Annotated in this window: 14 protein-coding genes; 11 read left to right on the top strand and 3 right to left on the bottom strand. The window is 61.2% G+C overall.

Annotated elements, in window-relative coordinates:
• Window positions 1-83: 83 nt before the first annotated feature.
• From repC to repA, 3 genes are all read right to left on the bottom strand, one after another.
• Window positions 84-1,298 (bottom strand): plasmid replication protein RepC, encoded by a 1,215-nt coding sequence (gene repC / locus L867_RS0115130; RefSeq protein ID WP_028737673.1) that lies wholly within the window; start codon window positions 1,296-1,298, stop codon window positions 84-86.
• Between the two features lie 155 nt (window positions 1,299-1,453).
• Window positions 1,454-2,440, bottom strand: coding sequence for a plasmid partitioning protein RepB (gene repB / locus L867_RS0115125; protein ID WP_028737672.1), 987 nt, complete (start codon window positions 2,438-2,440; stop codon window positions 1,454-1,456).
• Between the two features lie 74 nt (window positions 2,441-2,514).
• The gene (gene repA, locus L867_RS0115120) at window positions 2,515-3,702 is read right to left on the bottom strand and encodes a plasmid partitioning protein RepA (protein ID WP_028737671.1); all 1,188 of its coding nucleotides are present in this window, start codon (window positions 3,700-3,702) and stop codon (window positions 2,515-2,517) included.
• 388 nt (window positions 3,703-4,090) lie between these two features.
• On the opposite strand from repA, the gene traI reads away from it, so the two are divergent.
• From traI to trbI, 11 genes are all read left to right on the top strand, one after another.
• Window positions 4,091-4,714 carry an acyl-homoserine-lactone synthase gene (gene traI / locus L867_RS0115115; RefSeq protein WP_028737670.1) on the top strand — a complete coding sequence of 208 codons (624 nt, stop codon included), beginning with the start codon at window positions 4,091-4,093 and terminating at the stop codon, window positions 4,712-4,714.
• A gap of 7 nt (window positions 4,715-4,721) precedes the next feature.
• Window positions 4,722-5,687, top strand: coding sequence for a P-type conjugative transfer ATPase TrbB (trbB, locus tag L867_RS0115110; protein WP_028737669.1), 966 nt, complete (start codon window positions 4,722-4,724; stop codon window positions 5,685-5,687).
• On the top strand, window positions 5,677-6,054 hold the full coding sequence (locus L867_RS0115105) for a TrbC/VirB2 family protein (protein ID WP_028737668.1): 378 nt from the start codon (window positions 5,677-5,679) through the stop codon (window positions 6,052-6,054). The genes trbB and L867_RS0115105 overlap by 11 nt, the downstream gene beginning before the upstream one ends.
• A complete protein-coding gene (locus L867_RS0115100; protein ID WP_028737667.1) occupies window positions 6,047-6,346 on the top strand; it encodes a conjugal transfer protein TrbD in 300 nt (99 codons plus the stop codon). Before L867_RS0115105 ends, L867_RS0115100 begins: the two co-directional genes overlap by 8 nt.
• An 11-nt stretch (window positions 6,347-6,357) precedes the next feature.
• Window positions 6,358-8,808 (top strand): conjugal transfer protein TrbE, encoded by a 2,451-nt coding sequence (locus L867_RS0115095; RefSeq protein WP_028737666.1) that lies wholly within the window; start codon window positions 6,358-6,360, stop codon window positions 8,806-8,808.
• A 31-nt stretch (window positions 8,809-8,839) separates the two neighbouring features.
• Complete coding sequence (trbJ, locus tag L867_RS0115090) at window positions 8,840-9,577, top strand: P-type conjugative transfer protein TrbJ (protein ID WP_232363947.1); 738 nt, start codon at window positions 8,840-8,842, stop codon at window positions 9,575-9,577.
• Window positions 9,578-9,606: 29 nt separating this feature from the next.
• Window positions 9,607-10,764 (top strand): P-type conjugative transfer protein TrbL, encoded by a 1,158-nt coding sequence (gene trbL, locus L867_RS0115085; RefSeq protein WP_051439033.1) that lies wholly within the window; start codon window positions 9,607-9,609, stop codon window positions 10,762-10,764.
• A 14-nt stretch (window positions 10,765-10,778) separates the two neighbouring features.
• The gene (gene trbF, locus L867_RS0115080; RefSeq protein WP_028737663.1) at window positions 10,779-11,444 is read left to right on the top strand and encodes a conjugal transfer protein TrbF; all 666 of its coding nucleotides are present in this window, start codon (window positions 10,779-10,781) and stop codon (window positions 11,442-11,444) included.
• Window positions 11,445-11,476: 32 nt separating this feature from the next.
• Complete coding sequence (gene trbG / locus L867_RS0115075; protein ID WP_408605983.1) at window positions 11,477-12,286, top strand: P-type conjugative transfer protein TrbG; 810 nt, start codon at window positions 11,477-11,479, stop codon at window positions 12,284-12,286.
• Between the two features lie 96 nt (window positions 12,287-12,382).
• Complete coding sequence (locus tag L867_RS0115070) at window positions 12,383-12,724, top strand: hypothetical protein (RefSeq protein ID WP_051439008.1); 342 nt, start codon at window positions 12,383-12,385, stop codon at window positions 12,722-12,724.
• An 11-nt stretch (window positions 12,725-12,735) separates the two neighbouring features.
• Window positions 12,736-14,040, top strand: a complete 1,305-nt coding sequence (gene trbI / locus L867_RS0115065; protein ID WP_028737660.1) for an IncP-type conjugal transfer protein TrbI — start codon at window positions 12,736-12,738, stop codon at window positions 14,038-14,040.
• Window positions 14,041-14,044 lie beyond the last annotated feature (4 nt).

Genomic DNA, 14,044 nt, shown 5'->3' with positions numbered 1-14,044 from the left:
GATTCCAAAATTGGGTCTCGGATGCACCTGGGATTCGATCCTTGCGCAAAAAGAGAAAATTCGAGCCATATGCCATTGCCCTGCTATGCCGTCCTCTGTCCCTTGACACTATTTGCCCGCATCAACGCCATCAGCATGGGCCCGAGCGAGAACTCGCCACGTTCCGCCTTTCGCGTCAGATCGCGCAGGTATCCGCCGGCGGAGTTGATATGCCCTGCCCTTTCGAGGATACAGGCAACCGCAACCGCTGCATTTTCTGGCCCCATCGCATCGCAGGCATCCTGATAAGCCGATGGGCTCACGCCGAGCATAGATCGAACCACAACCGCGGCCGCCATCAGATCCCGCCAGTTTTCGATCCGGCCCCCGGGCCCGTAATCGGCGATGTCGGGGCTCGCCTTCAACACCATCGCCAACGGAAAAGCCTTAAGCGGCTCACGCGTCTGCCGTTTGGCCGGGCTCGGGCTTTCGCCCTGCTCTTTTCCAGAGCTAGGTTCAAGTTCATGGATGGATTCGGTATTTGAATTCTGTATGTGGCGTTCAAAACGGACATCATTGGCGTCTGTTTTTTGTGATTTCATCTGGGATTCCAGAAGATTGACGATCTCGTCGCGCAGCATACCCATTTCTTCGAGGATGGGGGCGAGCGTTTCGATCGTCGGCGTGCGGGGGATCCGCCGCACAAGGTCCAGATACTGTTCCTCGATCGCGGCCCAATTGCCAGCAGCACCTTCTTCCATCGCCGCCGAGATCAGTTTTCGGACATCCCGCCGGCAGATGGAAAGGGCTTCCTTGGTGATCTGGAACCGCTTGCGCGCGGCAGCGGTCTGCTGCGCCAGGTCGGCCAGCTCCTCGACGCGCACCAGAAGCGGCGCCAGAGAGAACCCATAGGCCTGCTCGATATCGCCTGAGCGATCCTTGTGCGCGTAACGCTTGCCGTTGGGACTGTCCTTGCGGGAAATCAGGCCGGCCTCCACAAGGGCAGCCAGGTGTCGTCGAAGGGTCGTCCCGGTGATCCCGTGCGCGCGGATCGACAATTGTGCGTTCGAGGGGAAGACGACGAGACCTCGTTCCTCCGACAGTTCGTTTTGCGGATAAAAGCTCAGCAATGCGTCGAGAACAGTGAGCGCGCGATCCTGGACACCCAGGAGCGCCCTTGCCTCGCACACGTCACGAAACACTTTCCACTTGTCTGCGGTTTTGCCTGCCTTGATATCTGCGCTTTCGAGCTGCCTTCCCACAAGGGCAAGCGTCATCGATCGCCGCCCAAAAGGCGTCGTCACACCATGCGTCTGCATCTTTCTTCACCTTCTTCAAGGCAAAAGAAATCCACTCACCCAAAACGGCGCCAAAGACTCTTGACTATGATTCCTGGAGATGCGATTCTCAAACTGCTAGGATATGAGGAAGGCTTCCGGGACGGCGACGTTTGGGGGGCCTTTTTCTTTTGCGGTCAGTCTCCTTGAGATTTCATCGTCTGTTTGAATTCTTCGTGCAGTCTCTCCAGGTTCTCGGAGATGAACCGACCGAAACTTGCGGCATCCTTGGCCTTCAGGGCGATCGAGTAGCTCTTTCCCGCGCCCTTGAACTCCGCAGTCACGCCTGCATCCTTTGACTGCCAGCTGCCGGCGGCCTTTGCCCGTTTTTGGGGCTTGCGCGCCTTCCTGATCTCTAAGACCAGAAGGTCGAAACGTTCCTCGGACTGCAGCTTGGAAAAGCGCTCGTCACCAACAAGCCGGTTGGCAGCAGCCAGAGCGTCCGGATGTTCGATCAGCTGGGCAACATCGAGCCAGCGATCGCGACCGATCCCCTTTGCCGCGCCGATGGCCCGGATGAGCGCCTCGGGCACGCGGCTGGTCACCGACAACATGCGGGTGAGGAGAGGGGCATCCACGGACAGAGCCAGCTGGATCGTGCGTCGCTCGTGGCCCATTTCCTGAAGGTGGTGGGCAAAGGCGGCACGCTCGATGAAGGAGAGGTTTTCCCGGGCAGAGTTTTCCTGGCCCTGGGCAATCACATGGTCGATATCGGAGACAGGCTTGACGACTGCCTTGACATTGCGGCCAAGGAGCCTCGCCACCCGGACCCGTCGGTGACCGAATACGATCTGGAAACGCCCTTCGCTGGTCGGGTGCGGGCGCACCAGGACAGGCGTGTCCTGTCCCCGCTCCCGGATCGCATCGACCAGTTCCTTGAAAGCGGCCTCGTCCTCGCCCATGCGGTCCGAGATGAAGGAATCATCAACCTGGGCCGGATCGATATCCAAGACTGCTTCGCCGACCAATGCCTGGTCGGCCATGGCCGCCTTTTCCGCAAGCTCACTCAGCGAATTGATCATGGAGCGCGACGCGCCGCGATTGGCATAGCCAGGGGTGGCCTTGCGTTCCGGCCGTGTGTTCTCGCTCGCGGTGATATTTGCGAAGATGTCCTTACGCGCCATGCCGGAAACCTCTCTCGCAGTCCAAGCTCATGTAATCTTTCACCAAAATGCCGGTTTGTACGGCTGACAACGGATCAGTCATTGCGCCGCCCCCAGGCTGCCTGCAGCAGCTCGATCACTTCGCCGTTTACCAGATCCATGGCCTCGCGCGCGCGGTCATAGGTCGAGGAGGTAAATTGTGACCGTTCGACCTCGTAGAGCGTCTGTTTCGTCAAGCCGGCGTCCGAGACGGCGGTGGTCTTGACCATGTGGTTCTTCATCATCTGCTGGGCAAACATGGACTGCATGAACCCCACCATTTGCTGCTGCGGCACGTCCATCGGCTCGAACCGGGTGATCAGGTAGCGGAACCAGTCGAGACTGACGTTCACGCCTGTGCCCTCGACACTCTTCAAGATGCTCCCGAGCATCAGCAGAAACTGGGACATCGACATGATGTCGAGCATTTGCGGATGAACCGTGATCAGAACGGAGGTGGCGGCGGTCAGGGCTGTCAAGGTCAGATAGCCAAGCTGGGGAGGGCAGTCGATGACAACGACGTCATAGCGGTCATCGACTTCCGCCAGCGCGGAGCCGATACGGGTGTAGAAGAGCTTGCCTTGCATCGAGTCCTTCCGCTGCATGGCAAGCGGCGTCTCGTATTCATATTCCTGGAGCTCCAGGTTTGCCGGCACGATGTCGAGATTCGGGAAATTGGTAGACTGGATGATCTCGTCGATCGATCGGCGGCCTTCGTCATACCGTATCGCTTCATAGAAGGACGGCTTCTCGTCGAGCTCGGGCTGGATGCCGTAAAGAGCGGTCAGTGAGGCCTGGGGGTCGAGGTCAATGGCCAGGACCCGGTAACCGCTCAAGGCCAGGAACTGCGCCAGGTGGGCTGCCGTCGTTGTCTTGCCAGAACCGCCCTTGAAATTGACAACGGCGATGACTTGCAGCTTGTCACCGGGTTTGCGATGGGGGACGCGATCCAGAAGGGTGCGAAGCTCGTTCATCTGGGCGGCTGTGTAGTAGCGCCGCCCCGTCGCGGTGACACTCGGCTCTACACCCTTGCCCTGGAGATGCAATTTCTTCAGATAGCTCTGCGAGACGCCCACGAACTGGGCGACTTCTGCCAGCGAAAACATGCGAAGGGTTTTTTGCGCATTCGGCGGAAACTTCTCCATGCGCAGCATGTCGAGTTTCGACGAAATCTCGCTACCCTGTTCGAGAATGATATCGGCGAAGCTCGATACCGAGTCCAACGTCGCCTTTTTCACGTTCATTTGGTTCAGAGCCCTCTGTCACGATATTTTTGCGAAAACACGGAAATTATCGGGACTGTTATCCGATTCCCCCTTCTTGGCAAGGAGAATAGGGTTAACGGGTTATGAGCGTCCACCCTCTCAAACCCGGGAATTTCTTTGCTTCGGCGCGATAAGATGAACGATTTCCGTGTGTTATATCGGCTGCCGGCTTCGCCCATCGGTTCCGTGACTCACAGATTTGCGAGTGGGAGCGCGCAAGAGGGCGGGCTTCAGGCCAGCTGAAAAGCGATTCTCTAAATTGTTCAAGCCCGACTCACTGGCGCGGGGCCGAGTCGCAGATTTGCGACTAGACCCGATTCCCCCATCCCGTCACCTTTGTGCGCATCAACCAAAGGAGACCTGCACAATGAAGGTGGTGGCAATCGGAACCAACAGATCGCGCGGCGAAGATCGCCTCGTCGAGGAAATGCACAGGCTGCGCGCCAAGGTCTTTTCCGATCGATTGCACTGGGATGTCAGTTGCACAGGCGGTCTGGAGCGCGACGAATTCGATGAGCTCGATCCCACCTATATCCTCACCCTCTCCGCTAGGCACCGGGTGATCGGCTGCGCGCGTCTTCTTCCCGCCACGGGCACGACAATGCTGCAGCAGGTGTTCGCGCAACTTCTGGCAGCCGGTACACTTGAGACCCATGAAGCGATGATCGAGAGCTCCCGCTTCTGTGTCGATACCTCGAGCGAGGAGGGGAGGGGAGCGGATTTCCTGCACCGGGCGACCCTGACCATGTTCGCCGGCATCATCGAATGGGGCGTGGCGCACCGCCAACGCGAGCTCGTTACCGCTACCGATCTGCGCTTTGAGCGGATCCTCAAGCGGGCCGGCTGGCCAATGCGCCGCCTCGGAGTTCCGCAGATGATCAACGAGACGAAAAGCGTCGCGGGTCTTCTTCCGCTTGATGAGGCGAGCTTGCTCAAACTTCGGCCTGCCGACTACTGCTCCTCGCTTCGTTCGACCCACCAGGCGGCGTGAGGCGACCATGACCGAGCTTCGCTCCCGTCCCCGTCTCATACGCAAGCTCCAGGACGCGCTTGGCGAATGCCTTTGTGCCGCGCTGGACGATCCATGTGTGGTCGAGATCATGCTGAACCCGGACGGCCGGCTGTTCATAGAGCGCCTCGGCCAGGGCGTTTCGCCAGCCGGCGAACTCTCGCGCAGTGCCGCCGAGATCGTCATTGGCTGCGTCGCCCATGTCCTCAACCAGGAAGTGGACGATGAGCGACCGATCATTTCGGGTGAACTCCCGCTCGGCGGCCACCGCTTCGAAGGGCTGATACCACCGGTCGTGGCCGGTCCGTCCTTCACCATCCGTCGACGCGCATCCCGGCTGATCCCGCTGGACGACTATGTGAAGGCCAAGGTGATAACTGCGTCCGAAGCCGGGCTGATCCGCAACGCGATCGGTGCCCGGCTCAATATTGTCGTTTCGGGGGGGACCGGATCGGGCAAGACGACCTTTGCCAACGCCGTCATCCTGGAAATCAGCCAGCAGGCCCCAAACGATCGGATCCTTATCCTTGAGGATACCGCCGAGATCCAGTGTGCCGCGCAAAACACCGTGTGCCTCCACACCAGTGAGACGGTCGACATGGCGCGCCTGCTCAAGAGTACGCTTCGGCTGAGGCCCGACCGGATCATGGTCGGCGAAGTCCGTGACGGGGCCGCACTGACCCTGCTCAAGGCCTGGAACACCGGTCATCCCGGCGGCGCAACCACAATACACGCCAACAGCGCCAGATCCGCCCTGCAACGGCTTGAACAACTGACCGCAGAAGTCAGCCAGCAGCCCATGCAGGCGGTCATCGGGGATGCGGTTGATCTGATCATATCGATCGAGCGCACTCCCAGCGGCCGCCGTGTCACGGAAATCGTGCATTTGAGAGGATTTGCAGACGGGCGGTATCACACCGAAACCTACGGAGAAGGACAGAACAATGCAGCCTGACCGACTGACCTTCAAGCGCGCGGCCTTGCTCGCCCTCGTGCTGATCGCAACACCCGCGCTTGCCAGTTCCGGTGGTGGCCTGCCTTGGGAGGGGCCGCTCGAGCAGATACAGGAGTCGATCACCGGGCCTGTCGCCGGCTTCATCGCCCTTGCTGCGGTCGCGGTTGCGGGCGGCATGCTGATCTTCGGGGGAGAGCTCAACGATTTTGCCCGGCGTCTGATGTATGTCGTGCTGGTCGCCGGCATCCTGCTCGGCGCGACCCAGATTGTTGGCCTGTTCGGGGCGACCGGCGCCACCATTGCCTCAGGTCCGCAAATGCCGGCTCTGGCACTCGCAGGAACGGGCGTGCGGTGCTCCCATGGCTGAAGCGCCAGCGTCTCTCCATCACCACCGCATTCACCGGGCCCTTTCGCGCCCCAACCTGCTGATGGGCGCCGATCGCGAACTGGTCCTTGTCACGGGCCTTGCAGCCATTGTCCTGATCTTTGTCGTGCTCACCTTCTATTCCGTGCTGTTCGGTCTTGCCGGCTGGACGCTCGTGGTCGGGGTGCTTCGCGTGATGGCCAAGGCCGATCCACAGATGCGCCGTGTCTACATTCGCCACATCCGCTACCGGCCGGTCTATCGCCCCACCTCAACGCCCTGGAAGCGTTCCTGACGGAGACTATCATGGTGAACCTTCGTGCCTTTCGCCACAACGGACCGTCCTTTGCCGATCTCGTGCCGTATGCGGGCATGGTCGATGACGGGATCTTGCTGCTGAAAGACGGCAGCCTGCTCGCCGGCTGGTATTTCGCCGGTCCGGATTCAGAGAGTTCAACGGATCAGGAAAGGAATGACATTTCCAACCAGATCAACAGAATTCTGTGCCGTCTCGGGTCAGGCTGGATGATCCAGGTGGATGCCGTCAGGATTGCGACCGCCGACTATCCAACCGCCGACCGCTCGTTCTTTCCCGACTGCGTCACACGCGCGATCGACGCGGAGCGTCGAGCCCATTTCGAGCGGGAAAGCGGTCATTTCGAAAGCCGGCATGCGTTGATCCTCACCTATCGCCCGGCAGAACAGGGCCGCACATCCCTTGGACGATATGTATTCTCCGATCGGGAAACGCGCAGGCAAAGCCCGGCCGACGTCGTGCTATCGACCTTCGAGAAGGCCATCCGAGAGATCGAACAATATCTCGCCAACACCTTGTCCATCCGCCGCATGAGAGCCCGCAAGGTGGGCGAGCCGGCAACGTCGAGGGCTTCGACCTATGACGAGCTCCTGCAGTTCATCCGTTTCGCTGTCAGCGGCGAGAACCTCCCCGTCAGGCTGCCGGATGTACCGATGTATCTCGACTGGCTGGTGACCGCGGAGCTGCAACATGGCCTGACCTCGAAAGTGGACGACCGCTTCATCGGCGTGGTTGCGATCGATGGACTGCCTGCGGAAAGCTGGCCAGGCATCCTCTCCAGTCTCGATCTGATGCCGCTCTCCTATCGATGGTCATCCCGGTTCATCTTTCTTGATGCCGAAGAGGCCAAGGTGCGGCTCGAACGGGCGCGACGCAAATGGCAGCAGAAGGTGCGACCCTTCTTCGACCAGCTCTTCCAGACAAGGAGCCGTTCGCTCGATCAGGACGCCATGGCGATGGTGGCCGAGACCGAGGACGCCATCGCCGAGGCTTCTTCGCAGCTCGTCGCCTTCGGCTACTACACGCCGGTCATCGTCATGTTCGATGAAGACAAGGACCGTCTGCGCGAAAAGGCCGAGGCGGTCCGTCGGCGCGTGCAGGCCGAGGGTTTCGGCGCCCGCATTGAAACGCTCAACGCAACGGAGGCCTATCTGGGCAGCTTGCCTGGCAACTGGTACTGCAATGTCCGTGAGCCGCTGATCAACACGCGCAATCTCTCTGACCTTGTTCCGCTGAATTCGGTCTGGTGCGGAGAGACGGCCGCCCCATGCCCATTCTATCCCGCCCATTCGCCGCCGCTGATGCAGGTCGCTTCCGGCTCGACGCCGTTCAGGTTCAACCTGCATGTCGAGGACGTTGGTCACACGCTTGTTTTCGGGCCGACCGGGTCGGGCAAGTCCACGCTCCTGGCCCTGATCGCGGCCCAGTTCCGCCGATATCAGGGTGCACAGATCTTTGCCTTCGACAAAGGGCATTCCCTGCTGCCGCTGACCCTTGCAGCCGGCGGCGACCATTATGAAATCGCCGGCGCAACCGGGCAGGGGCGGGGGCTTGCCTTTTGTCCGCTTGCAGAGCTTTCGAGCGACGGTGACCAGGCATGGGCATGCGGATGGGTCGAGACCCTGATTTCCTTGCAGGGCGTTTCGATCACGCCGGATCATCGCAATGCCATATCCCGTCAGATCAACCTGATGTCGCAGGCACAAGGTCGCTCGCTTTCGGACTTCGTCAGCGGCGTGCAGATGCGCGACATCAAGGAAGCCCTGAACCACTATACGGTGGACGGTCCGATGGGACAGCTCATGGACGCGGAGAGCGATGGCCTGGCGTTTGGGGCCTTTCAGTGCCTGGAGATCGAGGAGCTCATGAACATGGGCGAGAGAAATCTCGTGCCTGTCCTGACCTACCTTTTCCGCAGGATCGAAAAACGCCTGACCGGCGCACCCAGTCTCATCATCCTCGACGAAGCCTGGTTGATGCTTGGCCATCCTGTCTTCCGGGACAAGATCCGCGAGTGGCTGAAGGTGCTGCGAAAATCCAATTGCGCGGTTGTGCTGGCGACCCAGTCCATATCGGATGCCGAGCGCTCGGGCATTATCGACGTGCTCAAGGAAAGCTGCCCGACGAAAATCTGCCTGCCGAACGGCGCGGCACGAGAGCCTGGCACCCGCGAATTCTATGAGCGGATCGGCTTCAACGCGCGCCAGATCGACATCGTCGCGAATGCCGTTCCCAAACGGGAATATTATGTGGTCTCGCCAGAGGGCCGCCGGCTGTTCGACATGGCCCTTGGCCCCATCGCGCTCGCCTTCACCGGGGTCTCCGATCGCCAGCAGCTGAATGAGGTGCGGGCATTTCATGCACAATATGGGGCCGAGTGGCCGGTCCATTGGCTCAAAGCGAGAGGGGTCGACGATGCGGCAGCCCATTTTGACTTTTGAATTTCTGTCGATCGCCCTCATCGCGGGCCAGATGTTCATCCCACCCGCGGCCGCCGGTACGGCAACCGGCGGGGCGACCGAATGGACCCAGCTTGCCAACAATGCGGAACTGGTCCGACTCCTCGAGAGCTCGGGCGTGCAAGTCGACAACCAGCTGACCCAGATCAACCAGCTCGCCGAGCAGATCCAGAACCAGTTGCAGATCTATCGGAACATGCTGCAGAACACGGCAGCCCTTCCGGTCCATATCTGGGGCGAGGTCGAGAATGACCTGACGCGCCTTCGCGCCATCGTCACCGAAGGGCAGGCTCTCGCTTTTTCCATGGGAAATGCCGACGACATCCTGAAGCAGCGGTTCAAGAGCTATGCCGACCTGAATGCCGAGTTGCCGAATGCAGAGAGCTTCTCGGCGAGCTACCAGATTTGGTCCGACACGAACCGCGATACGATCGCCGGCACCTTGCGGGCAGCGAGTATGACGGCTGAGCAGTTCGATGGCGAAGACCGCACGATGACCTCGTTGCGACGCTTGTCGGAAACCGCCGATGGGCAGATGAAGGCGCTGCAGGTTGGGCATGACATTGCTGTCCAGCAGGTCGCCCAGATGCAGAAGCTGCGCGGCCTCGTTTCTCAGCAGATGACCATGATGGGCAGCTGGTTGCAATCCGAGCAAACCAGCAGGGACCTCGCGCAGGCACGTCGTCAGGCGCTTTTCAACGCCACAGTCAGGGCGGTGCCCCGCGGCCAGAAGATGGAGCCACGCTGGTGAGACAACCGGGCCGCACCCTCTCGCCTCCACTGATCCTCGCTTTCCTGGCCATTGCGTTCCATATCGGGACCAGTCCCGCCCTTGCGCAGGAAGGTCAGATCCTGAGCGAACTGGAAAACCAGGTCGTCCTGGCCGCGCAGGGCTGGCAAACGACCGTCATGGATGCGGCGCGATCACTGTTCTGGATCCTTGCCGGCATAGAAATTGGCATTGCCGCGGTCTGGCTTGCACTTCAGGCGGCTTCACTCGACAGTTGGTTTGCCGAACTGGTCCGGCGGATCCTTTTTGTCGGGTTTTTCGCCTTCGTCCTTGATCAGGGCCCGACATTTGCCAAGTCGGTTGTCGACAGCCTGTTCCAGATAGGCGCCGGGAACGGATCGGCATCGCCGGCTGAGATATTCGACGCCGGCATCCGTGTCGCATCGGCAATGTCGGCCAGGGCCCAGTTCGGCGTCTTCGAAGACAACGCGCTGGCGATCGCCGCCGTTCTTGCCATGGGCGTGGTGGTGATCTGCTTCTCCCTTGTCTCCGCGATCTTCGTGGCCGTCATGGTCGAAATGTATGTCGGGCTGCTTGCGGGCATGATCATGCTCGGCCTTGGCGGATCATCCTTCACCAAGGATTTTGCCATACGCTATCTCGTCTACGCATTTTCGGTGGGGATGAAGCTGATGGCGCTGGTCATGATCGCCCGCATCGGCTCCGCCGTCCTGCTTGGTCTTGCCCAGTCGCCAACGGAGCAGGCCGAGCCGCTGGTGGCCACGCTGGCGATCGCCGGCATCTCCGTCGTCGTCTTCATCATCGCTCTTTATGTGCCAAACATCCTGCAGGGCGTCGTGCAGGGCGCCTCCGTCACCGGCGGAATGGAGGTGATCCGCCATGGGGGCCAGGCAGCAAGCCTGGCTACCGGTGCCGGCTTCCTTGGCGCTTCCACCGCCGCATCGGCGACAACCGCAGCGCAGCTGGCCCGGGCGCAAGGGGCCTCCACCGCCAATGCAGCCCTCAAGGGAATTACCACAAGTCTCGGCCAAACGGGCAGGGCGGTCGGATCTGCGGCCAAGGACAAGGCGATCGGGTCGCCAGGCGCCTATGCCGGCTCGCTTCTTGGCCTGGCGAACGCAAAGCTGGAACAGCGCAGCGGCGGTGCCGGCCGGCAAGGCTTGGCCCCCCCGCGCAACGACCTCTAACGAAGGGCAAGGACATGATCGACGACCGACCTGCCATGGAGAACCCCTATCTGGCCGCCCGGCAGGAATGGAACGAACGCTATGGCACTTATGTGAGGGAGGCCAGGGCCTGGCGCATCGTCGGCATGTTGAGCCTCGGCCTGGCACTCATCGGCTTCAGCTACGCGCTCTATCTGAGCACCGAGGTCACGCTTGTTCCCTATATCGTCGAGGTCGACAAACTGGGAAGCCCGGTTTCCGGGGGCGTGCCCGAGCAGATCGAATATGCGGATGCGCGGGTCGTGCGTGCGACCCTTGGCAGTTTCATTGCCAGTTTCCGCTCGGTCACCCCTGATGCAGTCGTCCAGAAGCAATATATCGACCGCACCTATGCGCTGCTGCGGACATCGGATCCGTCGACGGAAAAGGTCAATGCGTGGTTTCGCGGCAATTCGCCGTTCGAGGCCGCAAGGACCGCAACCGTCTCGGTCGAAGTCAGCAACATCGTCGCCCTCTCCAACCAGACCTACCAGATCGACTGGACCGAGTTCGTGCGCGATCGAAAGGGACGCGAAACGGCGACCCGCCGCTTCAGGGGTATCGCTACGGTCACGCTGACCACGCCCCAGGATGAAGCAACCATCAGGCTCAATCCGATCGGGCTTTACATCAGGGACTTCGACTGGACCGCACAGCTTTGAGAAAGGACGGGAAGATGAGGAAATCAGTACGGTTGGCCCTGGCCCTGCCAGTGGTTGGAGCATTCAGCCAGCTCGGTGCCCCGCCACCGGTTCACGGACAGGAGATCAGCGCGACCGAAGCCAAAGGCCTGGGACTGTCCCAGAGATGGCAGAAAGCCCCGGGCCTGGTGACGAAAGGCCCTGACGGCAAGGTCACCTTTCTTTTCGGCCAGACCCAGCCTTCGGTGATCTGCTCGCCATTGCAGGTCTGCGATATAGAGCTCGAGCAAGGCGAGGTGGTTCGCGACGTGCTGGTGGGCGACAGCGTGCGGTGGAAGGTCGAGCCGGCGACATCGGGCGCGTCCGCCGGCCAGTCCATACATCTCATTGTCAAACCCTCGGAACCAGACCTGACGACCTCCATGATCGTCACGACTTCGCGACGCACCTACCATGTTCAGCTCAGGTCCCACCCGAGCCAATATATGGCCCGCGTCGGTTTTGCCTATCCCGACGACGTGTCGGCAAAACTTGACGGCATCAACGCGCGGCTCGGGTCCGGGGCGCAACCGGCGGATGCCGCGCCCGAACGCCTGAACTTCTCCTATGCGATCAGCGGAAGCGCCTCGTGGAGGCCAAGGCGCGTCTATTCTAACGGCGAGAAGACCTACATCCAGTTTCCCCGGTCGATCGCCGGTCGGGACGCTCCGGTCCTCTTCGTCGTCTCCGCGGGGCAAAAGCGGATCGTCAACTACCGGATGAAGGACGACATGATGATCGTCGACTACAACATCGACCGTGCGCTGCTGGTTTCCGGCGTCGGCTGGAGGCAGCAGAAGATAACCATCAGCAGGGGGAGATAGTCTATGCGGTGGATAGGGATCCCGCTCCTTGTCGCAATCCTTCTGGCAGGCTGCCAGGGCCCGACGCACGATCTGGCAAGAACGCAAGGCCCGCCCTTGCTCTCGGCTGCGACGGCCCAAGCCATTGCCGTCGATCTCGTGAGCCGCCTTGCCGAACAGGAGGCGCCGGCCTCGACGACGGTCCACCTCGCTGATGACCGCTCCGCGTTCGCCTTGGCGCTCGAGCGCGCATTGACAGACTGGGGTTACACCGTGTCGCGCGATCCGGGATCCGACAAACGGACGAATGCGGTCAGCCTCAGCTATTCGCTCACCGGCTTCGATGGTCAGATCCTGGCTCGGCTGTCGATGCCCAAGATGAGCGTCGGGCGGGTCTACAAGAAGAGCGAAACGGGCGCCGAGCCGGACGGCCCCTTCTCGGTCCAGCAAATCGATTGAAGGAGGTTGGCATGGTCCAGTCACTCAAGCTTGCCAGTCCCGCCAGTCAAGGCGATCCGGGCATTCAGCGGTTGAACCGCCTGCCGATATTTGCCGTGATCGGTCTGGCGATCCTGTGCCTCGGGATCATCATTTATGGGCTATCGTCACGCGGATTCTTGCTCAGGCAGGAAGGCGGCGCCGAGGCAGGCTCGCGCGCCGCAGCCTCCAGCTTTGCCGACCAGCTGAAACGGGGTGTGGCTGACGGCATCATCGGCGATCCGGAACCGACGCCTCTTCAGACGCCCGCTCCGATCGTCGTCGGGGCGCCTGCGACCAACGACAGCCCCTTTCCATCGCCGGTTCAGGCTGAAGCCGAGCCGACAGATGCGCAGTCCAGCCAGCAGGCTGAGGCCGAATGGCTCGCTCGCCTTGAGCGGGAACAGCATGAGCAGTTACTGCGGGAACGCCACCGCCAGCAGATGGCGCGATTCCAGGCGCGCAGCGCCGCGCTCGAATCGCCGCTGAAGATCGACCTTGATGGGCTCGCCTTGCAAAGCACGGCCGGTGTCAACCCGGCGCCAGGTGCGCTTGGCACGCAGCTCGGGAACACGACCGGTCTCGACCCGGCCGCGCTGCAGGCCGCGCTGGCTGCGGCAAACCAGGACCAGAACCAGCAGTCCGCAAAGGAAGACTTCATCAACCGAAGAGACAACAGCCCGGGTTTCCTGGCAAACAGCCAGGTCCCGCCATCATCCCCCTTCGAACTGAAAAGGGGTTCGGTGATCCCCGCCACGCTCATGACCGGCATCAACGCCGATCTTCCTGGCAGGGTGACCGCGCAGGTCAGCCACAACGTCTATGACACGGCGACCGGGAACCATCTTCTGGTTCCGCAGGGGGCCAGGCTGCTGGGGCGCTATGATTCTAAGGTGTCGTTTGGCCAGTCCCGTGTTCTCGTGGTCTGGACCGACATCATATTGCCGGACGGCTCGACGCTTCAGATTGGCGCGATGACCGGTACGGACGCCGAGGGCTTCGGCGGCTTCCACGACAGGGTCGACCGTCACACCATGAGGACCTTCGGCTCCGCCGCGCTTATCGCGCTGATCGGGGCGGGCATGGACATGGCGCTTCCCGAAGAAGCCGGCCTTACGGCGACGACCAGCGCGTCCGATGCAGCGCGCCGCAGTTTCAGCGAGACCTTTGGTCGGGTCATCGAAGGCAGCCTATCGAAAAACCTGAACGTCCAGCCGACACTCTCCATTCGACCGGGTTATCAGTTCAACGTGCTGGTGGACCAGGATCTGACGTTCTTGAGGAGTTTCGGCGGGTAGGCGG

Source organism: Paenirhizobium selenitireducens ATCC BAA-1503 (assembly GCF_000518785.1).
Classification (GTDB): Bacteria; Pseudomonadota; Alphaproteobacteria; order Rhizobiales; family Rhizobiaceae; genus Allorhizobium; species Allorhizobium selenitireducens.
The sequence above is the reverse complement of the archived record's forward strand: the minus strand, read 5'-3'. Positions and strand labels throughout refer to the sequence as shown.